The sequence below is a fragment of the Aequorivita vitellina genome (assembly GCF_022008365.1).
Taxonomy (GTDB): Bacteria; Bacteroidota; Bacteroidia; order Flavobacteriales; family Flavobacteriaceae; genus Aequorivita; species Aequorivita vitellina.
This window is the reverse complement of the sequence record NZ_JAIRBA010000015.1, coordinates 18,975-44,125: the sequence shown is the minus strand read 5'-3', so window position 1 is coordinate 44,125 and position 25,151 is coordinate 18,975. Positions and strand designations below refer to the sequence as shown.

The following is a 25,151-nucleotide window of genomic DNA, read 5'->3' as shown; positions in this document are numbered from 1 at the left end:
CTAATCATTTTGAACCGAAGCATCTTCGGTGTTTTGCACTTTAATGTCTGTTCCTAACCTTTGTAAGTAGGCAATTACCGCAACAATTTCACGGTTTTTCATTTCTATAAAATCTTCACCGTTTTCGGCTGCATATTTTTTATCGGCTTCATAAGTTGTAACAAAATCAGGGTCGTTATACAGGTTTTTCTCAATTTGTGTACCCTGCTCATCCATCCATTGTTGAGCTCTTTCTATCTCTTCATCTGTATAAGGCACGCCTATTTTAACCAGTGCCCGCATTTTTGCTTCGGTATCAGACTTATCTAACTCTGAACTAATCAACCATTTATATGACGGCATAATAGATCCCGACGAAGTACTTTGCGGATCGTACATATGGTTTAAGTGCCAGTTGTCTGAATATTTTCCACCTACACGATGCAAGTCTGGCCCAGTACGTTTACTACCCCATAGGAAGGGGTGATCGTAAATAAATTCGCCAGATTTAGAATACTCTCCGTAACGTTCTACTTCACTTCTAAAAGGACGAATCATTTGGGTGTGGCAGTTTACACAACCTTCACGAATATAAATATCGCGGCCTTCCAATTCCAATGGCGTATATGGTTTTACACTCGAAATTACGGGCACATAATCATCAACCATCAACGAGGGGATAATTTGTACCATCCCTCCTATTAAAATTGCAATTGTTGCGTAAATAGTTAATTTAATTGGGCGACGCTCTAACCAAGTGTGGTAGCCTTCGCCAGAAGTTTGTCTTTTTGGAACGGGTGCTAATGGCGCAGCTTCGGCAAGTTCGTCTGTGACCTTACTACCTTTTCTAGCAGTCATTACTATGTTGTATAGTAGCACAAAAGCTCCTGCAATGTATAAGCTTCCGCCAATAGCACGCATCCAATACATTGGCATAATTTGGGTTACTGTTTCTAGAAAGTTTCCATAGGTAAGCGTTCCATCTGGGTTAAATTGGTTCCACATAGAAGCTTGCATAAAGCCAGCGACGTACATGGGCAATGCATACATAATTATACCTAAAGTACCTATCCAGAAATGCGCGTTGGCCAATTTTATGGAATACAGCTTTGTTTTAAAGAGACGCGGCACTAACCAATAAATCATACCAAAGGCCAAGAAACCGTTCCACGCAAGGGCTCCCACGTGTACGTGTGCAATAATCCAGTCGCTAAAGTGGGCAATGGCGTTAACGTTTTTAAGTGAAAGCATTGGGCCTTCAAAAGTTGCCATCCCATAACCTGTAATAGCTACAACGAAAAATTTTAAAACGGGATCTACACGCACTTTATCCCAAGCACCACGCAAGGTTAAAAGTCCGTTTATCATCCCACCCCAAGATGGAGCCAGAAGCATTACCGAAAAGGCAACTCCCAAATTCTGCGCCCATTCGGGAAGCGCAGTATATAATAAGTGGTGGGGTCCTGCCCAGATATAAATAAATATTAAAGACCAAAAGTGAACTATGGAAAGTCGGTAAGAATATACAGGTCTGTTAGCGGCTTTTGGTACAAAGTAGTACATTAACCCGAGGAATGGTGTTGTAAGGAAAAACGCTACCGCATTATGCCCGTACCACCATTGCACCAGCGCATCCTGTACTCCAGCATACATAGAGTAACTTTTTAAGGCTGTTACTGGAATTGCCATGCTATTTACAATATGCAAAACGGCTACCGTTACCCAGGTCCCCAAATAAAACCAAAGCGCAACGTACAAGTGTCGTTGACGTCTTTTAACCATGGTCATAATTAAGTTAATACCAAAGGCTACCCAAATAACAGCAATAGCAATGTCAATAGGCCATTCTAACTCGGCGTATTCTTTTGAAGTCGTGTATCCTAAAGGAAGGGTAATGGCAGCGGCAACAATAATAGCTTGCCAACCCCAAAAGTTTAGGTTACTCAAAAAATCACTCCACATTCGCGCCTTTAGTAAACGCTGCGTGGAATAATAAACTCCCGCAAAAATTGCGTTCCCGACAAAAGCAAAAATAACGGCATTGGTGTGTAATGGTCTTAAACGGCCAAAACTGAGCCAAGAAATTCCGTCTGTCATATTTGGGAACAAAAACATAAAGGCCAGCAATAAGCCGACACTCATACCAATGAGCCCCCAAAATATGGTTGCATTGACGAATTTTTTGACAATCTGGTTGTCGTAGTAAAACTGTTCTGTTTGCATAATTTTAAAATAATTATCCCTGCCGTCAGGCGGGCTTGGTTTCTGGATTGGTTATTTTTTATTCTCGTTGACAGATGTCTCTTTTATCGTTTCACTTTTGGCTTGCACATCTTCTTTTACTAACTCATCTTCAAACAACATGCGTACAGACGGAGTATAAGTATCGTCGTATTGCCCTTTATTTACTGAAAAAACAAACAGCACAAAAAAGATAATAGCTACGAGTAGACTGATAGACAAGAGCATGTAAATAATGGTCATTCTTAAAAATTTTGATTCAAAAATATTATTGATACCAGCATAAAAGTATGATATTCGTCAATTTTTCTTATTTATATTCATTCTTAATTTCTTCCCAATATACTGGGTGGCAATCGTGGTAAAAATTACAATACTTATAGAACTCAAGGGCATCAAAATTGCAGCCACTACGGGAAGTAAGTTACCAGTAACCGCAAATGAAATCCCTATCAAGTTATAAAATAACGACAGTATAAAAGCCCACTTAATTATCTGTACTCCTCTTTTAGAAAAATTTAAATAATCGGCGATTTTATTGAAATTTGAAGCTTCCAAAATACCATCGCAAGCCGGAGAGAACACATTTGTGTTTTCCGAAATAACAAAACCAACATCGCTCTGCTTTAGTGCTCCCGCATCATTTAATCCATCGCCAATCATCAAAACCCGTTTGCCTTGTTTTTGTAACGATTTTATAAAGTTTAGTTTGTCATCGGGTTTTTGGTTGAAATGCAGCTTCACGCCCTTTGGCAGCATAGATTCCAAACGTTCGCGCTCGCCTTCGTTATCGCCGGAAAGAACGATTACCTCTTTATCTTTTCCTAAATTTTCAAAAACTTCGGCAACACCGCTTCGGTATTCACTATTGAAAATATAACAGCCTTTGTAAGCCTTGTTCGTACTGATGTGAACGGCTGTTTTATTTTTTATTTCAGTTAATGTTTCATCATAAGAACCAACAAATTCATACGAGCCAACTTTTATGGAATTATCATTAAAACTCGCCGAAATCCCCTTCCCTACTTCTTCTTCAAATTCATCTAAAGTTTGAATATCATTTTTGTCTAAAATGCTATACAACGAACGACTCAGCGGATGGCTGGATGCACGAAGCGTATTGGTTAACAATTGTTTTTCTTCTAAAGTAAGCGCCACGCCTTCGTAAGTAATCAGGTTTTTTTGATTGGTGGTAAGCGTTCCGGTTTTATCGAAAACAACGGTGTCTAACTTCGCCATTTGTTCAATCACCGACGCCTCTTTTAAATACAGGTTTTCCGTTCCGAATATTCGCAGTACGTTCCCCAAAGTAAAGGGCGCGGCTAAAGCAATTGCGCACGGACAGGCCACAATGAGCACCGCCGTAAACACGTTAAATGCTTTTGATGGATCTACAACCAACCAGAAAATAGTGGCAACAAAAGCGATAGTAAGCAGCGTTAAAGTGAAGCGCTTGCTAATACTATCAGTCAGTGATTCAAAAATACTCGACTTGTCTTTGCTGAAAACATCATTACTCCAAAGCTGGGTTAAATAACTTTGCGAAACGGGTTTTAAAACTTCTACTTCTACTATTCCCGCTTGCTGTCTTCCACCGGCAAAGAGTTTATCGCCACTTTGTTTAGTAATGGGTTCTGCTTCGCCAGTAACAAAACTGTAATCTATTAGCGCATTTCCCTTTATAAGAATTGCATCAACGGGAAGAATTTCGTTATTCCGAATTAATAGTCTATCGCCTTTTTCAACTGTGTAAACCTCTGCTTGCTCTTCAACGGTTTTTCCTGCTTCATTTTTAAAAAGTCGCGTAACGGCAATTGGAAAATACGATTTGTAATCGCGTTCAAAAGAAAGGTAGCTGTATGTTTTTTGCTGAAAAAATTTCCCGAGAAGCAAAAAGAAAAGTAAGCCCGAAAGGCTATCGAAAAAACCTGTGCCCCAATCCATCATAATATCGAGCGTACTTCTAATAAAAAGAACGGCAACACCCAAAGCAATGGGCACATCGATATTCAGGATTTTGGAACGCAGCCCTTTATAGGCCGAAGTAAAATAACCACTCGCCGAATAAAATACCACGGGTAGTGAAAATGCAAACATTAACCAGCGAAAAAAGGGTTTAAATTGATCCAGCCAAAACTCAGACGTTTCAAAATATTCGGGGAGCGAAAGGAACATTATATTTCCAAAAGCAAAGCCGGCAATGGTTAATTTGTAAATTAAACTTCGGTCAATGTTCTTTTCCTTTTTATTGGAATCGTCCAGCGAAATATAGGGCTCGTAACCAATTCTGCTTAAAAGAATAACTAAATTTTTAAGCGAATTTTCTTCCGAAGAAAAAGAAATGCGAATTGTTTTTTCAGGAAAATTAACTTGAGACGATTTTACGGAAGCACTGAGTTTATTGAGGTTTTCGAGTATCCAAATACAACTGCTGCAGTGAATTGAAGGAATAACAAACGAAACAATTTGCATATTGCCGTCATTAAATTCCAGTAGTTTTTCAACGATTGTTTGGTTGTCTAAAAAATCGTACTTGCCTGCAATTTCTTGAGGAGAAGTACCGGGCGTTTTTTCAAGATCGTAATAATAACTTAGGTCGTTATCGTGCAGAATATCGTAAACCGTTTTGCAGCCATGGCAACAAAATGACTTTTCATCGTGCGTAATCTCAACGTCAAGACACGCATCTCCACAATGGAAACAGTTTACCATCAATCTAAAATTTGCTCATTATACCGTGTGCAAATATTACAAAACCTTCGCCGATTCAATATGATATTTATCAGTATTCATATTGAATTAAAGTTTTGTGAAGTCTAATTAACCTCAATAAATTAATCTGAAAGATAGCGACTTTTAATGTGTTTATAAAATAAAATTCCGATTGCAACAGGAAAAAGACAACTTAAAAAAGCGAGATAAATGTAATAATCCTTGAAGAAAGGAAGCCCGAGCCATATTGCTAATGCTTTGTAAAATATAAGTGCTTCGGTAGTTGCAAATGCCAAAAGAAATAACCACAGAAAACTTTTCGGGATACTGAGGAGTTTAAAATATTTTAAAAAAGCCAATAGTGTGGTAATTACCACGCCCAGAAAAACAAGGTGCAAATACCCAATTACGAAATCTTTCAGCTGAAAAGCCAAATTTGCAAAATATGGAAATGCTGAAAAAAGTTGCATTAAAATTTTTACAACTACTAGGGTTCCGGCTATTTTCAGAAGAACAACTGCACGAGGCGCAAAGATTAGTTTAAAAATTGTGAAGTTATCTTTTAACAACAAATAGAGCTCATAAAAAGCGAGCAACTGCACTACTGCTCCAACCAGTCCTAATATGTAAAAAATAGTTGGCGGCACAAACCAAAGTACGGAAAGAAATAGCGTAAAAAGCACACTGAAATTTAAAAGCAGGAAAAATGATTTTCGCTTTTGAGGATTAAATTCAATGCCATTTTCTTCAAAAATATAAAACAGAATTCCCAACAACGCTAAGATAAACCAACCATTATACTGAAAATGCAGGTAAAAATAGATTGAAGTTTTATACCAAATAGATTCCGGGCCCAAAGTGGCCATAACTCCGCCAATAGCCCAAGGACCAATGCTGGAAAAAACCAAATACCAGAGGGACGTTTTTATCAGTTTCCAAGAAAAACGTCTTTTGAAATGCGATGGAATATGCCTTACTGCAAACCACGTAAACCAGTATGACGCAAACAAAAACAAAGTTGAAAAAATAATTGAATACAACGCATATCCTTGAAATGGAAAGGTTACCAACATACCCAAAATACAAATATTTGTAAGCATGAAAATGCGTTTATACAATTTCGGTTTTTGTGCTTCGGCGAGAAATATTTTGTAAATTAAAGTAGTAAGTCCTAAATAAATCCATCCCAAAAGTGCAGTGTGGGAATGTGCGTGAAGCAAAAACTTAAAGTTAAACGGAAGTTGAATTACAAAATAAAACCTGAGTAAAATACCCATCAGCGCCACAATTAAAAAGTACGCTAAGGCAATGCCAATATGTTTTTTAAGATTAATCAAGCGGTAAATTTACAAAAAAACAGTTCGGAGCTGACTGCAAACATTCAAAGCTGCCAATCGTCCGAACTGTAATAAAAACCAACTAACTAAAAAATCAAGATTTGGGGCGGGGATAAATTATTAAGATTTTAATTGTTCTTTAATTTTTTTTCCAACTTTAAAGCTTTTGGAAAAAGAATGTTATTTTCTAAATGGATATGATGGTGAAGGTCTTGTTCAAATTCGTCCAATTTAGCAAAAAAGGCACGGTACGTATTGCAAGCACCTTGTGGTGGCGTATAATTATTACTCAATTCGGCAATTTTACGCATTATTTCACCTGCTTCTTCGTGCTCTTCTTCCATCATAGTAATTGGGTTTTCAACACTACCAAAATGAATTGGTGGAACCTCAGCACCTTCGCGTTCAGATTTTACTAATTTTTTGATAAAAGGAAATAAAATCAATTCTTCCTTTTTTTGGTGTGCCGCCATTGCTTGTACCACTTGGGTTACCAAAGATTCAATCTCGGCAAGTTCGGTATAATGATGCCCGTGAACATGATTTACGCGTTTTGCATATTGCAACAGCAACGGGCTATTTTCTTCTACATATTGGTGGTGTACGTTTATAATATGATCTGTTAGGAAATCCAGTTTCCAGCTATTATAATCGGACGCACGATCGGGTGCGTTATTAAGATTTACCAATTCGGCAATTAAAATTTCGGGATCAATTTTGGCTTTCTCACAAGCTTTCGTAATGCTTACCCCTCCGCCACAGCAAAAGTCTATGCCGTGCTTTTTAAATACGTGGGCAGCTTTTATGTTTTCGGTAACCACATCGGCTACGGTGCGTTCTTGAAGTGTTGTCATGATTTATAAGGTTTAATAAATTATTTATGATGCAAATTTCAGTAGAATAAAAAGAACTAATTATGACTTTAATCATATAATGACAATTTTATCAGAAATTAAAATTTACTTCGAATTGTTTAGTTCTTAATTAATTATATGAGTTTAATTTTTGAAAAGTTTATTCCCAAAAAGGGTCGTGATAATCCGGAGACTTTTCTAATCCATCGTGTATTTCTTCAACTTTTTTAAGTTGTTCTTCGGTAGCTACTTTTTGAATTTCATTAAAAAGTACCCGCTCTTCAAAACGAATATGTGCATCTAATTCTTCTTCTAATTGATGCAGGGATCTTTCGGGGTTTTTGGTGTTGTTAAACAAGCGTTTAATACGCCGGTGCTCTTTTAAAGCCCGATCTATTAAAGGATTGTCCGGCTCCATAATGGGAAACAGATATTTTTCCTCATCTTTAAAATGAGGTTCAATCTCGTGTTTAAAAAACCATTTTGCATATTTCTGTAAACGTTCCGTTTCAATATTTTTATGAAATCCTTTCCGTAGTTTCCAGCTAAATAAAAGTCCAAAATGATGTTGTCTGCTCAAGGGTTGCAAAGCAATATGTCTTTTAATTGGTTTTGTTTTCTCCATAGATTTAAGGGTTTTCTGTAAATTTTATTCGTTTGCCGCCGCATTTTGGGCAGCGTTCAATAATTCGTTTTTTGTTTTTAAATCCGTCAACGTGTTCCACCATAAACTTGCCAACTTTCACATGTTTGTCGCGATGATTTTTTACATCAATCTGCTTGTCTTTTAGCATTGTTCGGGAACTATCGGCATATTCTTGATACCCCCAACAAAACGGACAATTTTTTTCGGCCACTTCTTCTTCAAGCGCTTCTTTCGGCTTTTTCTGAAAAAATTTAAGAAAACGATTAATATAGCTCATTTCTGTTAGATTAAAAAAATGATTATTCCGGCGCCTTCGGGTTAAGCGGTCTAACCGTCATTTCGCTTATCAACATATTATCTGGCGTCTTCAATACGTGCAATAATGTTTCGGCAATATCTGTTGCTTGAAGCATATTTCGGTGCGACTGTATTCCCGAACTTTTAAAAAATCCAGTGTCGATAGAACCGGGATTTAAACAAGTAACTTTAATATTGTCGCCTCTTAATTCTTTAAAAAGTGCTTCACTAAAACCGCTAATACCATATTTGGTGGCCGAATAGGCAGCACCTTCAGCGCGGGTGGTAATGCCCAGAATTGAACCAATATTCACGATATGTGTGCTTTCGCTATTCTTCTTCATGAGCTTTACAACTTCAGAAGTGATGCTGTACATCCCGTTTAAATTGGTGTTAATCATTTTAAACCATGCTTCGGAAGGCATTTCGTCAATTTTTCCGAAGGAACCTGTTCCCGCATTATTGACCAAAATATCGGGAGATTTTGCTTCGGAAAAAATTTTGAAAAACCATTTTTTTACAGCTACTTCATCTGAAATATCTAGCTTAACGGGAATAAATTTATTTCCTATATTATTTTGAAGTTTTTTAAGTGAATCCATATTTCTTGCAATCCCGAAAACGATTGCACCAGCTGCCACCAATGCTTCTGAAATAGCCGCTCCTAGCCCACTGCTGGCTCCTGTAACAATTGCAATTTTATTTGAAATATTCATCTTTTTTTATTCTTTATAAATTTATAGGAAATTGTACTACGGATTATAACTTCCCGGCTCAACACTAAAGCTAATGGCCAACCGATTCCAGCCGTTAATTGCAACAATAGCCATCGTGAGCGCCAAATGATCTTTTTCAGTGAAATGTTTTTGAACTTCTGTATATAACGAATCGGGCACGTCATTTTCTGAAATTAAAGTCAAAGCCTCGGTCCAAGCTAAGGCTGCTCGCTCTCTTTCGGTATAAAATGAAGTTTCGCGCCACGCAGATAAAGCGTAAAGTCGCTGTTCGGTCTCGCCAGCTTTCCGCGCATCTTTGGAATGCATATCTATACAATACGCACAGCCATTGATTTGTGAGGCGCGAAGTTTTACAAGTTCGTAAAGACTGTGGTCAAGGTTGGAACCCGCAACGTATTTTTCAAGCTCCAACATTCCTTTTATGGCTTTTGGATCAGTGGAATGATAATCTAATCTTTTCTTTGACATTTTCTGTTTCTTTAATATTATTCTGAAAATAATTAAAACTCCTCTTTTACTATTTTATCGGCAGGAACTTTTAAATTGGTCAATTGTTTTTCAACGGCATCCATCATTGGTGGCGGACCGCACAGATAAAAATAGGAACTTAAAGGTCCGCCATTTTTTTTGATAAAATCTTCAGAAATCTGTCCGTAAGCATATTCTTCAGTTTTTTCTTTTGAAAGAATATTTATAAAATTATCGCCGAGCATTTCGGTAAATTCATCTTTTAAAATAATATCTTCTTTAGCTTTATTTGCAAAAATGAGTTTATTGGCACCCAATTTATGCTTTTCATTCAAATCTCGAAAGATTGAAATAAACGGCGTTACCCCTGCTCCACCAGCAATAAAAGTACCCTCACCTTTGTACTCTATTGCGCCAAAAATTTCGTTTACAATTAAGCTATCGTTCTTTTTTAAACTGAGCAATTCATTGGTAACTCCTTTTCGTTCGGGATAGGTTTTTATGGTAAATTCTAAAAAATCATCCTTTGGCAAACAGGTAAAGGTGAAAGGTCTGCCTTCGTTTTGCCAACCTTTTTTATCGATAAAAATTTCGGTGGCTTGGCCCGGTGTAAACTCGGTGTCATTGGGTTTTTCAGTAGCAATCTGAAGTACGTCGTGCGTAACGTGCTTTATTGATTTAATTTTAACGGGTTCGTTTTTCATACTATTAAATTTTAAAAAGTTATAATTAGCTTCAAATAAGTTTAACTAAAATACACAACTTCTTACTGTTAAGAAGTTTGGCTTGCGCGTTAATTAAACCAAATCACCAAAACTTTTTTACTTAAACATTCTTAGGCATCAATATTCTTTGTTGCACAAGTGGCCTACTTAACCTTGATTCAAGTTTGGAAATATATTTTACTTTCAATAATTAAAACTACTTTAAAAACGTGCTATTACTGTATTTTTAGCATTTCTGACAAACTTATCAGAAATAGATTTAAATTTTTTTATCTTTTTAGAAATGACAGGCCTATATCCAATCCGTTTGCCAGTTCAAGTAAACTTGTATTTTCAAGCATAATTCGAAGGTTATTTCTTATGTCCACAAATTTGTTGTGCATGGGGCACGGTTGGCGGGCATCGCAACGATCAAAACCCAAAGCACACCCAACGTAAATTGAATCGCCATCAATGGCAGCAACAATATGGCTAAGCTTAATATTGTTTGCGCTCCCCTTTTCAATTTCGAAACCGCCGGTGGGTCCTTTTAGGGAAGACAAAATATCTTTTTTTGCCAGTTGATGTAAGATTTTTGCCGTAAAAGCTTCTGGCGAATTAATATTGAAGGCAATATCTTTTAAACTAACACGATTTCCCAACTCAGATTGAGATGCGATGTAAACTGATGCTTTAATTCCGTATTGACAGGCTTTCGAAAACACTTGTTCTTCTTATCTTGTAAAGGTATACAAAATCCTATTTCTGGTAAAATTATCAGAAATAAAAATACTTTGAAATTTTTTGTTTTTGGGTTGTGAACGATTAAATCTTTAAAAAAGTTTCACCTTCTTCCAAATTTTTGGCAAGATCAACAACCAAGGTGTTTTCGCACATGTTTTTTAAGCCATTGCGCACGTCCATAAATTGATCGTGAACCGGACAAGGGTGTTCTGAAGAGCATTCACTCAAGCCTAAACTGCAACCTTCAAAAATATTGTCGCCATCAATGGTTGCCACAATTTCTGCCAATTTTAGCTTAGAATCCTTTTCCAAATAAAATCCGCCATTTGGGCCCTTTTTTGAAAGAATAATACCAGCTCGCGCTAACTGTTGGCACACTTTTGCTGTAAAAGGTTCAGGTGAATCTACGGCTTTAGCTATTTCGGTAATATTTGGTCGCAAATCTTTTTGCGACTGCTTCGCTATAAATAGTACTGCTCTTATTCCGTATTCGCAGGCTTTTGAAAACATATTTCGTAGTTTTCTTCAAAAGTAATTAATACAGAGCTTATTGAAAGATAAAACTATCTTAAAAAAACATACTATTTTCAAACAGCCTGTCAGTTATTGAATCGTTTTCGTGCCTCACGTTCCAGAGCCTCACGATGATTTGGATGCGCGATTGAAATAAGTGCCTTTGCTCGCTGCTCTATTCCTTTTCCGAAGAGATTTACAACGCCGTATTCTGTTACAACATAATGCACGTGCGCGCGGGTTGTTGTAACACTTGCGCCTTCTTTTAAAAAAGGTGTGATTTTAGAAATACCTTTATTGGTTATGGAAGGCATTGCAATAATAGGTTTTCCACCCTGAGAAAGCGAGGCGCCACGTATAAAATCCATTTGCCCGCCAACGCCCGAATATTGATACATCCCAATACTATCTGCACAAACTTGGCCAGTTAAATCTATTTCAATTGCACTGTTAATAGCTGTTACTTTAGGGTTTCGGCGAATAATGGCAGTGTCATTGGTATATGCCGCTTCTTTAAAATGCACAATGGGATTATCATCAATAAAATCGTACAATTTTTTGGTTCCCAATGCAAAACAAGTAACTATTTTACCTGTCTTTATTTCTTTGTCTTCACCCGTAATAACGCCTTTTTCTACTAAAGGAAGGATTCCATCGCTAAACATTTCGGTGTGAATTCCGAGTCTTTTATGATTGCCCAAATTGTGAAGTACGGCATTCGGAATATTGCCAATGCCCATTTGCAATGTTGCGCCATCTTCAACCAATTCAGCAATATTTCTACCTATTATAGCCTCAATTTCAGAAGGCTCACCCAAAACCGAAGCATAGATTGGCGTGTTTACTTCCACACCAAAATCAATATTATTTATGTGAATAATGCCGTCGCCGTGCGTTCTCGGAACATTTGGATTTATTAAGGCCACAACATGTTTGGCCGTTTGAATGGCAGGCAATGTAACATCTACCGAAAGCCCCAACGAACAAAATCCATGTTTATCTGGTGACGAAACTTGAATGAAAGCAACATCTAACGGAAGGATATTTCTTCTAAATAACAAATGAACCTCACTCAAAAACACCGGAATGTAATCGCCGTGGGCTGTATCTACGCCTTTACGCACGTTATCGCCAACAAAGCAAGTGTTTAGACGGAAAGCTTGGGTATAGGGAGCCATGGTGTATTTGGCTTCGCCGTGCGTGTGAATTTGGATTATTTCAACATTTTCCAGTTCGCGATAGCGTTCACATAAAGTGTCTATCAGCAAATTAGGCGTCATTGCCGCACCTTGAAAAAATACGCGATTATTAGATTTTACTATGGATACAGCCTCCTGGGCAGATACAATTTGCATGATTCTTTATTTTACAGCAAAGATTGGAAATCTATTACCTTTTATAAATGATATTGATCAGGCATTTGGTAAAATAAAGTGTTTGAATAATTGACGGTTTTAAACACGACGATGTGAATCACGACGGTTTTATCACAACCACCCGTAGAGACGCGATGCATCGTTATGTATATTTATTATACGATTGCCGTTAATTCAATGTTATTTGTACCGAATCCAAAACATCATCCACAACCGAAACCCCTTTATCGTTGTTATACCAGTTTTGCAACATTTCCTTAAAGGCCTCGTCTATTTTACCATGTTGAGTTTTGTAATCGGTAACCAATTTTGTTGCAGCTTTAGAACGTGGACCAAAGGTGTTGATTACGTTGAAATCTTCGTCGAGCATAATAACTATAGGAATGGATTGCGAACCATTAGTTAAAAATTGATTCATCAATTCTGGATTTTCGTCGCGAAGCACGATTTTTAAATCTATGTTTTCTGAAAGCTGCGCAATTTTATTTAAAAACGGCAGTGTTTGCGCCGCATCGCCACACCAAGGTTCGCTGATTACTAACCACATTTGCTTTGTTGGAATATTTTTAAAAACCTCCATCGCTTCCTCCGAAATTTTAGCAGTTTTGTCCAATCTTTTTGTCCGGCTTAAATTCAATTTTGTGTAATCAATTTTTTCCTGCGTTTCTTCGCCAGTAGTTCTGCCCTCTTCCACCAATTGTTTAAAAAGCAAGTTATACTGTACGTAATCCATCGCCTTTTTAACCGAATTCTCTAGTAAATCTTTCATATTAATTCTTTTAAATTTTTTTTATTTAAATCTTCGTTGTAAAACCCGCCTCGGTTTTCTTTTCGAATTAGTGACTGTTGAATAATTAAATGCGCCACATTTATCATATTCCGAAGCTGGCAAAGCACGGTATTCAATTTGTGCTTTTGATATAAAACTTCCGTTTCGGCATATAATTCTTCAAGTCGAAGGGAAGCTTCCTTTAAATCTTTATTATTTCGAACCACACCTGCAAATCTTCGCATTAAAACCTGCAATTCAAATGTTTTCCGTTTCAGAATTTCAGACTCGTTCATCATAACCGTACCGCTGTCATTCCATTCCACAATTGCTATAGTCGTTCGCGAAGGCAGATGCTTACTCGTGTATTTGAAAATACGGTCTGCATAAACCAAAGCTTCTAAAAGCGAATTGGACGCCAATCTATTGGCACCGTGCAAACCCGTATAAGAACACTCACCGCAAGCAAACAAATTTTTTATTGAAGTTTTCCCGTCACTATCTACCACTACTCCACCACATAAATAATGTGAAGCCGGAACTACCGGAATCCAATCCTTTTCTAAATCTATATTCTTCTGAAGACAGGTTTCGTATATGTTTGGAAAATGCAGTTTTAATTCATCAATATTAAGATGGGTACAATCTAGGTAAACGCAATCATCGCCATAATTTTTCATTTCTGAATCGATGCCCCGCGAAACAATATCTCGCGATGCCAATTCGCCGCGAGAATCATATTCAAACATAAATCGTTCACCCTTTTTATTCCTAAGAAATGCTCCAAAACCACGTACCGCTTCAGAAATTAAAAAGGAAGATTGGTTTTTTCCATCGTAAAATGCTGTGGGATGGAATTGAATAAATTCCATATTTTTAATTCGTGCTTTCGCGCGATAAGCCATCGCAATACCGTCGCCAGTGGCAACTGCGGGATTGGTTGTGTGCCCATAAACTTGCCCAATTCCTCCCGAAGCCAAGGTTGTACAATCTGCTTTTATAGTGAAAACGCTTCCCGAAATCTGATCCAAAACATAAGCGCCGTAACAAGAAATTTCTTCACTTTCTATTTTAGGAAAATGATGCTCCGTAATTAAATCTATCGCAAAATGATGCGGAAGCATTATAATATTTGGCATTTGGTTGGCGCGTTCCAAAAGCGCGCGTTCAATCTCGTTGCCTGTGGTATCTTTATGATGAATTACCCTAAATTTTGAATGACCTCCTTCTCTTCCCAAAGTAAGTTCGCCATTGGCATTGGTGTCGAAGTTAGCACCCCATGCCATTAATTCCTTTAGGCGAAGCGGACCTTCCTTAATTACCATTTCTACTATTTCTTTATCACAAAGTCCGTCGCCTGCAAGCAAAGTATCTTCTATGTGTTTTTGAAAGGAATCTTCCTTTAAATCGAAAACCGCTGCCACCCCGCCCTGCGCATATTTCGTGTTCGATTCCGATTGATGGGCTTTGGTAACAACTGTAACTTCTTTCTTCGGAAATTTTTCAGCAAGTTTCACCGCGAGTGTCAAGCCCGCAGCTCCCGAACCGATAATTAAAAAATTAGTTTCCATCATTATTTCGACAATTCAAGCATTCGCTCAATGGGCAGAATGGCTTTTTTTCGTATTTCTTCGGAAACTTCTATTTGCGGATTTTCATTTAGCAAACAGTCGTACAATTTTTGCAACGTATTCATTTTCATAAAAGCACATTCGCTGCAAGCACAGGTATTATCCTCTTCCGCAGGGGCGGGAATTAATACAGCTCGCGGCACTTCCTGTTGCATTTTATGAAGGATTCCAGCTTCGGTTGCAACTATAAATTTTTCAAATGGATTCTTTTTCACATAATCAATCATTCCCGCAGTGGAACCAACATAGGTTGCCGTTTCCAAAATATGGCTTTCACTTTCTGGGTGTGCAATGATTTTTGAACCTGGGTTTTCTTTGTAAAGTTTCAACAGTTTATCCATTGAAAAGGCTTCGTGCACAATACAGGCGCCATCCCAAAGTAACATTTTTCTACCGGTTTTCTTCTGAATATATTTCCCTAAATTTTTATCGGGCGCAAAGATAATCGGCACGTCTTTCGGGACAGAGTTTACAATTTTTTCGGCATTGGAAGAGGTGCAAATTATATCGCTCAACGCTTTTACTTCCGCAGAACAATTCACGTAAGTTATCACCACGTGATTTGGATGCGCATCAACTAATTTTTTAAAAGCATCTGGCGGACACGAATCTGCCAGCGAACAACCTGCCATTAAATCCGGCAACAAAACTTTTTTGTCCGGGTTTAAAATCTTTGCGGTTTCAGCCATAAAATGTACGCCTGCAAAAACAATCATTTCGGCATCTGTTTCGGCAGCTTTTTGCGAAAGTCCCAAACTGTCGCCCACATAATCTGCCACTTCCTGTATTTCAGGCACTTGATAATAATGTGCGAGAATAACAGCGTTTTTTTGCTTTTTCAGTTCAGTTATTTTTTGATGTAAATCCATCGATTTTATGATTTAATATTTTTAAGAAATGCTCTAAAAATTGGTACTGCCACAATTAAAAGGGAAACGAAAATGGCTATTCCAAAAACGAAAAATGAAATGTAATACGGAATGATTGAATCCTGCATTTCAGAAAACGATCCGGTTTTCGAAACATACATCCAATAACTACGTTTAGCGCCAGCAATTATAAGGGATACAAAAAATATAAACAGCGAAATATTTAAAGAATAGAAGCCTCTTTTTACCCACTTTTTGTCGGTTATAAAATCTGGATACAGCTGATGCACGATATAAAATAAAGCAGAGAATAAAATTGTAGTGTTAATACCAATCGTAGTTCCCATTGAATGAGCCACCGTAATATGCGTGCCGTGCGTGAAGAAATTGATAGCCGGGATTGAAAACAATAAAGCGAGAATTATATTGATGAAAATCCAAAAATCTGTAGCTAACAAAAACCGATACGCCATAGGGTTATTTTCCTTTTCAATCTTTAAAACCGAACTTTTCCAGTTGTAAATAATTGAGGCTAAAACAATCCACTCCGTCATGCTTATTCCGTACGCTACATAGCGAATCCAGGGTTGGGTGGGCAGTAAATAGGTGTGGTGCGCCCAGCCGAACATCAAATTGGTAAGCCCCAAAAAATAGAAGAAAAACGCCATTTTATTGGTAGCCACATCTGTATTCTCTTTGATTTTGGACATCAAATAAATTGACATTCCGTACACCAGCATATTCCAAGAACCCGTAAAGGAACCAGTAGATTTCCATTGTACCGCAAAATCTTTAATGAAATTAAGTCTAAAAAAATCGAAGAGCCAAAAATGTGCTTCCATTAAATGGTAACACATAAAAACAATGCCCGTTCCCCACATCCAGTAATATACGGGCCAGCCTTTTACGTTTTTATAAAGTATTTTGAAATAATTTATTCCGAAGAGAATCCAACCTACTAAAATGGGAATCATTAAAATAGGATGGAAAGCAAAGTATTCTCTGCCTTCGTTATAACCAAAAATGAATGAAATATAAATAGCGACACCAGTAAGTAGAAAAATTATGAAATGTAACTTCACCAACCACCGCGAAAAGAGCTTGAACTTTTCAACATAAGTGATGAAAAAATAGATACTTCCCGTTGCCGAAAGTACAATCCAAGAAATCACTGAAGTAACGTGAAAAGGTCGCAGTTTTGAAAAGGGGATTTGTTCTTTCAGAAATTCAGGCATTAAATATTGAAATGAAGCCGTCATTCCGAAGAACATTCCTAAAAAAAGCGCAACTAATGCGAAAAGAAGAAAATAAATTGGGGCTTTATCTTTCATTTCTGTATATAATTTCAACCCAACCCGTCGCTTCAATTTTAGCATCGTAGTTTGGGTAAATTCCTGTTTCATCTACCTGTTTTAAATATTCCACCAACGCATTTTTTTCTTCTTCGGAAAAATGAAACTGCGGCATACTTTTCACACCACTGTTTAAAAAGGCTTTAATGTATAGTGGCCCTTTGCCGTCTTCAGAATAAACATTGGTTAAATCTGGCCCCAAATACCCGCCCAAACCATACAATTGGTGGCATGACCAGCATTGATTACTTTGAAAAATTTGCTGCCCTTTAACCGCTACTGGTGATAGTTTACCGACCGCAACGTATCCTTCGGTATTGTAAATAACATAATTATAAATACTAAAAAGGAAAATTAAAATGGCAATCGTTAAAATATAAGGCTTAGAATTAGTAATCATTTTGAGATGCTAAAATTGGTGTAAAATTATTTCAAAAAGACTGATCAATATATGACAAAAATCATAATTAAGACAAATATATCCTATTATTTAAACATAATCAAACTATCATTTTGTACATTTATTCAAATATGATTTTTATCATAACTACCTTATTAAACTAGTTTTAAATTTAGAGCTTATTTTCAATAATTATGGTGAATGAAGAATTGCTTAAACCCAAGAGTATAGTTGTAATAGGAGCTTCCAACGACATTAAAAAACCTGGAGGTAACATGCTGAAAAATATTCTTTCGGGAGGTTATAAAGGAAAGATGAGCGTTGTAAATCCAAAAGAGGAAAAAATACAGGGCATAAAAAGTTATGCTTCCGTTGTAGAAATTCCCGAAACAGAACTCGCCATTCTCGCCATTGCGGCAAAATATTGCCCAGCGACTATTAAAACCTTAGCAGAAGAAAAAAACACCAAAGCATTTATAATAATTTCTGCAGGTTTTGGGGAAGGCGACGAACAAGGAAAACTGTGGGAACAGGAAATTACCGAAACCGTAAACAGCGTGGATGGTTGTTTAATTGGCCCAAACTGCATTGGCGTAATTACTGAAAGTTATAAAGGCGTTTTTACAGCACCTATTCCTCCATTTAATCCAAAAGGTTGCGATTTAATTTCAGGTTCCGGTGCCACCGCTGTTTTTATTATGGAAGCTGGAATGGCTTTGGGGGTTTCGTTTGCGAATGTATTTTCAACAGGAAATGCAGCGCAAACCACGGTTGAAGATATTTTGGAATATATGGATATTCACTTCAATCCAGAAACGGATTCATTGGTAAAATTGCTTTATTTAGAAACTATCTCAAACCCTAAAAAATTACTGAAACACGCTTCGTCCCTCATAAAAAAAGGCGCGAAAATAGCTGCCATTAAAGCCGGAAGCACCGCCGAAGGCAGCCGTGCCGCAACTTCGCACACAGGCGCTATTGCGAGTAGCGATATGACGGTGCGCGCACTGTTTCACAAAGCTGGAATTGTTTATTGCAGCAGCCGCGAACAATTGTTGAGTGTTGCAGCGATCTTCAATTATAAAAAATTAAAAGGGAAAAATATTGCGATTATAACCCACGCGGGCGGCTCGGCTGTTATGTTGGCAGATCAACTTTCGAAGGGCGGACTTAAAGTTCCCGAAATATCGGGACCCGATGCCGAAAAGTTGAAATCGTTTTTATATCCCGGATCTTCTATTGCAAATCCTATAGATTTTTTAGCGACGGGAACTGCCGAACAGTTGGGCATTATCATCGATTATTGCGAACATAAATTCGAAAATATAGATGCAATGATCGTGGTTTTTGGAAGTGCTGGCTTGTTCAACGTTGAAAATGTTTACAATGTTTTAAGTGTAAAATTGGAAATTTGCAACAAACCCATTTTCCCTGTTTTGCCTTCCGTTGTAAACGCACAGCGCGAAATTCAATCATTTTTAAAGAAAGGACATATTCATTTTCCGGATGAAGTGGTCTTGGGAAAGGCCTTGGCTCAAGTTTATAATACGTCCGAACCTCAGCCTCATAAAACTTCACTTCCAAAAATTGATATCGAAAAAATTAGATCTGTAATTGATGCTGCTTCCGAAGGATATCTTTTACCTAATCAAACTGTCGAATTATTGGATGCAGCGGGAATTCCGCGAGTTCACGAAATTGTAGAAAATTCAAAAGAAAAATTGCTGAAAGCTTTGGGAACTATGGATTTTCCCGTGGTGATGAAAGTTGTTGGTCCACTTCACAAAAGTGATGCTCAAGGTGTAGTTTTAAATATTGCCAACAAAAACGAAGCTGCTGAAACTTTTGATATATTAATGAAAATTGATTCAGCCACCGCAGTTATGGTGCAACCTCAAATAGTGGGGCTGGAATTGTTTGTGGGCGTGATAAAAGAGCCCGGATTTAACCACACAATTCTTTGCGGACTTGGTGGGATTTTCATTGAAGTTCTCAACGACGTATCAGCTCGATTAAGTCCTATCTCCAAAAATGAAGCTGAAAAAATGGTGCATTCGCTTAGAGGGTATAAACTAATCCAAGGTGCCAGAGGGAAAAAAGGTGCAAATGAAAAAATATTTATAGATATTATTCAACGTTTATCTGCGTTGGTGGAAGCAGCTCCAGAGATTACTGAAATGGATATTAACCCATTGATTGGAACGCAACGGGCTATTACTGGAGTGGATGCGCGGGTACGGATTGGGTAGATTCAAAATTATCGTACTAGTTTCCAGAATTCGGACTTAAACAGAATTGAGGCTCTTGTATCTGCGAAATATTAATTTTAGCTACCTCTAAATCCTGTTCAATTCCTTGCTTATTGCTTAAAACAAAAGTTTTCGCCAATTCGTGGTAATGTTCAATTCCATCCAAAAGATTCTAGCTGAACATTAGCCAAGATTTAGAATGAATTGAAGTCTAAGCTAAGTTCCTTAAATAGCCCAAACAGCAGTCAACAAAACCCCCAAAAACCCAATTAATAACACCTTCCAAAAAACATTCGCTTTTTTTAATTCCATAAAGAAAAAAGCAACGCCAATAAATTTTAGAAATGCCAAGCCTAAGATAATAAGTGCGACATATTTCATTTCCATGTTGGCGAAAATAGCCGTAACTATTGTTAGTACGATTAAGACAATCCATGTAATATTAAAACTTTTTTCCATCTTTAAAACAGTAAATAAATTATTGGGAAAAGCAATAGCCAAATCAAATCGCACATATGCCAAAAAGTGGCTCCAGATACGTAATCTTCAACTTTTAGGGTTTCAGGTTTTTTACGGAGCGTTCTTGCAGATAGTGCTAAAATCACGATTCCCACAAGTACGTGAACCACGTGAAATAGGGTAAGCATCCAATAATACCCAAAGAAATCATTGTAGCCAATGGTAAGTCCGGCTTCCACTTTATCATAATATTCAACACTCTTTAAAGCGAGAAATAGGCAACCACCAAGCATAGTTAGATTTAAAAATAATCTGCTTTTACTGAAATTTCTTTTCTTCAGAAAATGTACAGATTGCGCCATACACCAACCGCTACTAAGTAGAAAAACGGTGTTGATTGCACCATAAGCAGTATTTAAAAGCAATCGCGACTCGTGAAACATTTCTGGTTCAGCTCTTGCGCTTAATGCCATAAAAACCAAGGCTATCCCGAAAGTAACGAGTTCGAGGTAAATAACGATCCACATCAATATCCCGCCTGGTGGATAAAAAACATTTTTGTAATCTATTTTAAGAGTATTGGCCATATCAACTTTGGTGTTTTATTTTGTCGTAAAGTTTTACCAGCGATTGTAGCAATTCCACTGGCGTTGTTAATATTTGGAAATGATTTTGACCAAACATTTGTGGTAAGTAGTATTTAGCCTGTCCTTCAATCGCCAAGGCATACGAATTTATTTTGCGTTGGTTTAGTTCACGAAGCGCCTGTTTAACGTCGTTAATACCGTATTTGCCTTCGTATTTATCGTAATCATTAGGTTTTCCGTCTGAAATAAGGATAACCCATTTGTTTTTTGTGTCGCGCTTGTCTAGTAAAGCACCCGAATGTCTGAGTGCGGTTCCAATACGTGTGTAACCACTTGGCTCTAATGCGCCTACTTTGTGTTTTGCTTTTTGCCAAGGTTCATCAAAATCTTTTAAACTTAGATACGTACTGTGATTTCGGGTCTTGGAGAAGAAACCTGCAATGGAAAAATCTACATTAAATTCTTCGAGGATTTCTCCAAAAATGATGGAAACCTGTTTTTCAACGTCTATCACTCTGTTGCCATCGGCATAACCATCGCTGGACAAGCTGCTGTCTAAAAGCATTAAAATTGAAAGATCTTTTTCCTTTTTTCTATTGGAGAGATAAATATTTTCTGAAGGTGTGTGTCCGCTGCGAACGTCCACAAATAAATCGGTCAGTGCATCGAGATCAAATTCCTCACCTTGCATTTGGCGACGCTGTTGGCGGTATTTATTGTTTACTGAAGTTAGCATTTTCCGCAAACCCATTAAGGTTGAAGCGTGTTCGCGAAGCGTGTTTTTATAATATTCTGTATCAATTTCGGTTTCTGACTTTGGAAAAAGTTTGCAAAAATCGGGTTTATAAGCGCGTTTTGAATAATCCCATTCGTCGTATAAAACGTGAGGACCGTTGTTTTCAATTTCGGCACTTTCAGAAATTGTTGTATTTTCAATAAACTCTGCTTGATAAATGGAATGTGTGGGATCGTCAACCCGCACGGTATGTTTCATATTAAGATCTTCCAGCGCATTTGCGTGATTGTCCAATTCGTCATCGCCATCAAAATCGCGCCAGCCGCCCTCCCACTCTTCGGCGGTTTCAGCTTTTTCAAAATTGTGGGTGAAAACATAGTCTTCCTGCGCTTTTTTATCGACCGAAAGCGATTTAATTTCTTCTACAGCATTCGCCTTCAGAATAGTATTTATTTCCTGTTCGATAGCAGTTTTTACTGTTTCTGAAATATTCTGAAGTACTTTCTTCTTTGGCACTTCGGGAGAATTCTCCATCCATTTTCCGTAAATAAAGGAATAATCCACCGGATTTTTTTCTGAAGCATCCTTTTCAAAAGCAAGTTTCAATTCAGAATAAATACCTTCCGTTCCAGGGAATTGCTGAAACATTTCCTTTAGGATTTTTTTGGAATTTTTAATTGAAATCTGTTGCGCTTCTTCTAAAGTATGTTCCTCGCCGAATTCAAAATTAAGCTGAAAACTTTTCTGAATTGAAAGGTATAGCGTTCTAAAAATATAGAATCCTAGATTTTTTTCCTCAGTTTCAAATTCTGAAAAACGTTCGGGTAAAAAGAAGTTATGGTTTTTGTAACCACCTTCGCGTTCTGCTTCAAAAATTTCTATGGGATTACCCGTAACGGCGCGAGCTACCAAAGTAAGCCGAGGTTTTATTTCGGACAACTTAACGGTATGCGCTATTGCTTCCTTCGCATTTTTTTTTCTGCGTTTTAGGAATTTTGCAACCTTTGAAAAGATAAACTCATCGGGTTCGAACATGGCTTTGGATTAAATCATCAAATCGCACAAATCTGTGAGGGCTTGGGTTATTTCAAGGTCGTCTGTTAAAGGTTCAACAATGGCTACTTTTACGGATAGACGCTTTGGCAAGCCACTATTAATAAGCAATGCAGCATCAACCAACAAACGTGTTGAAACGGTTTCAGTTAATCCCAATTCGGTTAAATTTCGAATTTTGTTAGCAATATTGACTAGTTTTTTAGCTGCATCCTGGTCTAATCCTGTTTCGTTTACAACAATTTCAGTTTCATCCTTTGCGTTTGGATATTGGAAAGAAACCGCCACAAAACGTTGTCGTGTGGAAGGTTTTATTTCTTTAAAGCCTTTTTGATAACCAGGATTAAAGGAGGCAACCAACATAAAATCTGGATGCGCTTTCACGGTTATTCCGAGTTTGTCTATATACAATTCTTTTCTATGATCTGTAAGTGAATGTATTGCAACTACTACGTCTGGACGCGCTTCGGCAATTTCATCTAAATAGAGGATAGCGCCTTCTTTTACAGCTTTTGTAAGCGGTCCATCTACCCAAATAGTTTCGGCGCCTTTAATAATATAACGGCCAATTAAATCTGTGGAAGAGGTTTCTTCGTGGCAGGAAACCGTAATTAATGATTGGTTGAATTGATGCGCCATAAAATCTACAAACCGTGTTTTTCCTGTGCCTGTGGGGCCTTTCAGAAGAATAGGTATTTTATTTTTATAGGCGTGTTCAAAAACCTCAACTTCACGATGAATGGGTTTGTAAAAAGGAATAGTCCTTTTTTCCGAAACTTCTTCCGAAGCCATTTTAATAGTTTCTGTGGTTGACATAATTCTTTATTTAGATTGTCTGTTAGAGTGCAGTTATGAACTTTATATATACGATCATTAATAAGGTCTCGACTACGCTCGACCTGACATATAGCGTTTTAAAAGGCCTAAAATCGGTTCATTTAGAGGAGATACTTTCAGTTTTAATGAAAATACATTTCCCTTAATTTTAGGTATAAGAGCGTAACCTAATTCAGGCCTTTATACTGTTTTAGTTAGTCGTTTTCAATAATTTCTAAGGCTTCGTCTGTTGGGCGGCCGTGTTTCACGAAATCTATTATGTACATAATTATTCCGAAGGCAAACAGACTTGCACAAAGTAATAATACTACAAAGTGGATACTTACTTCATTTTGCACTTCCATAAAATCCAGTTTGTATTTTCTTTCCAAATAAACTTGTGCAACTCCAGCAACACCAAAGGCCATCGTCATCCCGATCATTCCAATATTTGTGGTCCAAAATGCTAATCGACCGCGTGCTCCGTCATATAATTTACGCCCTGTCATATTTGGTAAACTATAACTAATAATTGCAAAAACAATCATTGCGTACGCACCCCAAAAAGCTAAGTGAGCGTGCATTGCGGTAACCAATGTTCCGTGCGTGTAAAGGTTAGTTTGTGGTAAAGTGTGTGCAAAGCCTAATAATCCTGCCCCAACAAAGGAAACAATGGCAGCGCCAAGCGTCCAGAATAAGGCAATTTTATTGGGGTGTTTCTTTTCACCTTTGCGATACATATTTACTGCAAAAAGTGCCATTGCAAGGAAAGCCAGAGGTTCAAGGGCAGAGAAAATTCCACCAACAACTAGCCAAATTTTATTCACACCTATATAGTAATAGTGGTGACCCGTACCAAGAACACCCGAAAGGAAAGTAAGACCTACAATTACATAAAGCCATTTTTCAATAACTTCACGGTCAACACCTGTAAGTTTTATTAATAGAAAGGCAAGAATACCCCCCATAATAAGTTCCCAAACGCCTTCAACCCAAAGGTGAACAACCCACCAGCGGAAAAAACTATCGGTTACTTGACTATCAAACGGTAACATTCCGGGTAAATAAAGCAAAGCTGCAAACAACAAGCCCATTGTAAGTACCAAGGCCGTAGTAGTTTTCCGTTTTCCTCTAAAAAGTGTTAACAGAATGAGTGCTAAAAACAGTAATACGTTGGCCACAACTAGGTAATCTAGTTGATGTGGAATTTCCAAAAACTTTCGTCCTTCCCATATATTAAGGTGAAAACCAACTATGGCGGCAACGCCTACCAATGCAAGGGAAATTAATTGAACGTAGGCTAGTTTTACGCTTACGAGTTCGCGTTGTGCTTCTTCGGGAATAATGTAGTAAGCAGCTCCCATAAAACCAGAGAGCAACCAAACCACGAGTAGGTTTGTATGAACGGCGCGTGCGGTATTAAAGGGTATAAATTCGTGCAAGCCATCCATTCCGATGCGTGCAAAACCCATAATAAATCCGTAAACTATTTGTAGTGTTAGCAGCAGCATCGAGAGGGCAAAAAACCAATAGGCTACTTTTTGAGATTTATATTTCATCTGTATATAATTTTGGTTAGTTAAAGTAAAAAGGAATGCCCTATTCTATTTTCTTCGGTTTGG

At 37.6% G+C, this 25,151-nt stretch carries 24 protein-coding genes; 1 reads left to right on the top strand and 23 read right to left on the bottom strand.

Going from position 1 to position 25,151, the window contains the following annotated elements; all coding sequences use genetic code 11:
- The 18 genes from ccoN to K8089_RS08925 all read right to left on the bottom strand — a co-directional run bounded on the left by ccoN (position 1) and on the right by K8089_RS08925 (position 17,629).
- A complete protein-coding gene (gene ccoN / locus K8089_RS09010; RefSeq protein WP_237602949.1) occupies positions 1–2,202 on the bottom strand; it encodes a cytochrome-c oxidase, cbb3-type subunit I in 2,202 nt (733 codons plus the stop codon).
- Positions 2,203–2,253: 51 nt separating this feature from the next.
- Entirely contained in the window at positions 2,254–2,463 is a 210-nt protein-coding gene (gene ccoS, locus K8089_RS09005) for a cbb3-type cytochrome oxidase assembly protein CcoS (RefSeq protein ID WP_237602948.1), read from the bottom strand.
- A 57-nt stretch (positions 2,464–2,520) separates the two neighbouring features.
- Positions 2,521–4,932: a heavy metal translocating P-type ATPase gene (locus K8089_RS09000; RefSeq protein ID WP_237602947.1), complete on the bottom strand. Its 2,412-nt coding sequence runs from the start codon at positions 4,930–4,932 to the stop codon at positions 2,521–2,523.
- A 122-nt stretch (positions 4,933–5,054) separates the two neighbouring features.
- On the bottom strand, positions 5,055–6,269 hold the full coding sequence (locus tag K8089_RS08995; protein WP_237602946.1) for a hypothetical protein: 1,215 nt from the start codon (positions 6,267–6,269) through the stop codon (positions 5,055–5,057).
- Positions 6,270–6,397: 128 nt separating this feature from the next.
- Positions 6,398–7,123 carry an iron-sulfur cluster repair di-iron protein gene (gene ric, locus K8089_RS08990; RefSeq protein WP_237602945.1) on the bottom strand — a complete coding sequence of 242 codons (726 nt, stop codon included), beginning with the start codon at positions 7,121–7,123 and terminating at the stop codon, positions 6,398–6,400.
- A 160-nt stretch (positions 7,124–7,283) separates the two neighbouring features.
- The gene (locus K8089_RS08985; protein ID WP_237602944.1) at positions 7,284–7,748 is read right to left on the bottom strand and encodes a hemerythrin domain-containing protein; all 465 of its coding nucleotides are present in this window, start codon (positions 7,746–7,748) and stop codon (positions 7,284–7,286) included.
- Between the two features lie 4 nt (positions 7,749–7,752).
- Positions 7,753–8,046 carry a hypothetical protein gene (locus tag K8089_RS08980; RefSeq protein WP_237602943.1) on the bottom strand — a complete coding sequence of 98 codons (294 nt, stop codon included), beginning with the start codon at positions 8,044–8,046 and terminating at the stop codon, positions 7,753–7,755.
- Between the two features lie 22 nt (positions 8,047–8,068).
- Positions 8,069–8,782, bottom strand: a complete 714-nt coding sequence (locus tag K8089_RS08975; protein WP_237602942.1) for an SDR family oxidoreductase — start codon at positions 8,780–8,782, stop codon at positions 8,069–8,071.
- Between the two features lie 36 nt (positions 8,783–8,818).
- Positions 8,819–9,271: a carboxymuconolactone decarboxylase family protein gene (locus K8089_RS08970; RefSeq protein ID WP_237602941.1), complete on the bottom strand. Its 453-nt coding sequence runs from the start codon at positions 9,269–9,271 to the stop codon at positions 8,819–8,821.
- 32 nt (positions 9,272–9,303) lie between these two features.
- Positions 9,304–9,975, bottom strand: coding sequence for a ferredoxin reductase domain-containing protein (locus tag K8089_RS08965; RefSeq protein WP_237602940.1), 672 nt, complete (start codon positions 9,973–9,975; stop codon positions 9,304–9,306).
- A 290-nt stretch (positions 9,976–10,265) separates the two neighbouring features.
- Positions 10,266–10,700 carry an RrF2 family transcriptional regulator gene (locus K8089_RS08960; protein ID WP_237602939.1) on the bottom strand — a complete coding sequence of 145 codons (435 nt, stop codon included), beginning with the start codon at positions 10,698–10,700 and terminating at the stop codon, positions 10,266–10,268.
- A gap of 100 nt (positions 10,701–10,800) precedes the next feature.
- Positions 10,801–11,229 (bottom strand): RrF2 family transcriptional regulator, encoded by a 429-nt coding sequence (locus K8089_RS08955; RefSeq protein ID WP_237602938.1) that lies wholly within the window; start codon positions 11,227–11,229, stop codon positions 10,801–10,803.
- 89 nt (positions 11,230–11,318) lie between these two features.
- Complete coding sequence (locus K8089_RS08950) at positions 11,319–12,587, bottom strand: acetyl-CoA hydrolase/transferase family protein (protein WP_237602937.1); 1,269 nt, start codon at positions 12,585–12,587, stop codon at positions 11,319–11,321.
- Between the two features lie 190 nt (positions 12,588–12,777).
- The gene (locus K8089_RS08945) at positions 12,778–13,377 is read right to left on the bottom strand and encodes a thioredoxin family protein (RefSeq protein ID WP_237602936.1); all 600 of its coding nucleotides are present in this window, start codon (positions 13,375–13,377) and stop codon (positions 12,778–12,780) included.
- A complete protein-coding gene (nadB, locus tag K8089_RS08940; protein WP_237602935.1) occupies positions 13,374–14,951 on the bottom strand; it encodes an L-aspartate oxidase in 1,578 nt (525 codons plus the stop codon). Before nadB ends, K8089_RS08945 begins: the two co-directional genes overlap by 4 nt.
- Positions 14,951–15,877: a quinolinate synthase NadA gene (nadA, locus tag K8089_RS08935; RefSeq protein WP_237602934.1), complete on the bottom strand. Its 927-nt coding sequence runs from the start codon at positions 15,875–15,877 to the stop codon at positions 14,951–14,953. The genes nadB and nadA overlap by 1 nt, the downstream gene beginning before the upstream one ends.
- 5 nt (positions 15,878–15,882) lie before the next feature.
- On the bottom strand, positions 15,883–17,208 hold the full coding sequence (locus K8089_RS08930; RefSeq protein WP_237602933.1) for a cbb3-type cytochrome c oxidase subunit I: 1,326 nt from the start codon (positions 17,206–17,208) through the stop codon (positions 15,883–15,885).
- Complete coding sequence (locus tag K8089_RS08925) at positions 17,198–17,629, bottom strand: c-type cytochrome (RefSeq protein ID WP_237602932.1); 432 nt, start codon at positions 17,627–17,629, stop codon at positions 17,198–17,200. Before K8089_RS08925 ends, K8089_RS08930 begins: the two co-directional genes overlap by 11 nt.
- Before the next feature lie 194 nt (positions 17,630–17,823).
- Here K8089_RS08925 and K8089_RS08920 point away from each other — a divergent pair, with 194 nt between their 5' ends.
- Positions 17,824–19,878: an acetate--CoA ligase family protein gene (locus K8089_RS08920; protein WP_237602931.1), complete on the top strand. Its 2,055-nt coding sequence runs from the start codon at positions 17,824–17,826 to the stop codon at positions 19,876–19,878.
- 225 nt (positions 19,879–20,103) lie between these two features.
- Here the strand turns inward: K8089_RS08920 and K8089_RS08915 are convergent, their stop codons facing one another.
- The 5 genes from K8089_RS08915 to K8089_RS08895 all read right to left on the bottom strand — a co-directional run bounded on the left by K8089_RS08915 (position 20,104) and on the right by K8089_RS08895 (position 25,088).
- A complete protein-coding gene (locus tag K8089_RS08915) occupies positions 20,104–20,337 on the bottom strand; it encodes a cytochrome C oxidase subunit IV family protein (RefSeq protein ID WP_237602930.1) in 234 nt (77 codons plus the stop codon).
- A gap of 2 nt (positions 20,338–20,339) precedes the next feature.
- Complete coding sequence (locus K8089_RS08910; RefSeq protein WP_237602929.1) at positions 20,340–20,924, bottom strand: cytochrome c oxidase subunit 3; 585 nt, start codon at positions 20,922–20,924, stop codon at positions 20,340–20,342.
- A 1-nt stretch (position 20,925) separates the two neighbouring features.
- Positions 20,926–22,695, bottom strand: coding sequence for a nitric oxide reductase activation protein NorD (locus tag K8089_RS08905; protein WP_237602928.1), 1,770 nt, complete (start codon positions 22,693–22,695; stop codon positions 20,926–20,928).
- 9 nt (positions 22,696–22,704) lie between these two features.
- The gene (locus tag K8089_RS08900) at positions 22,705–23,529 is read right to left on the bottom strand and encodes a CbbQ/NirQ/NorQ/GpvN family protein (RefSeq protein WP_237602927.1); all 825 of its coding nucleotides are present in this window, start codon (positions 23,527–23,529) and stop codon (positions 22,705–22,707) included.
- A 215-nt stretch (positions 23,530–23,744) separates the two neighbouring features.
- Positions 23,745–25,088, bottom strand: coding sequence for a cbb3-type cytochrome c oxidase subunit I (locus K8089_RS08895; protein WP_237602926.1), 1,344 nt, complete (start codon positions 25,086–25,088; stop codon positions 23,745–23,747).
- Positions 25,089–25,151: the final 63 nt, after the last annotated feature.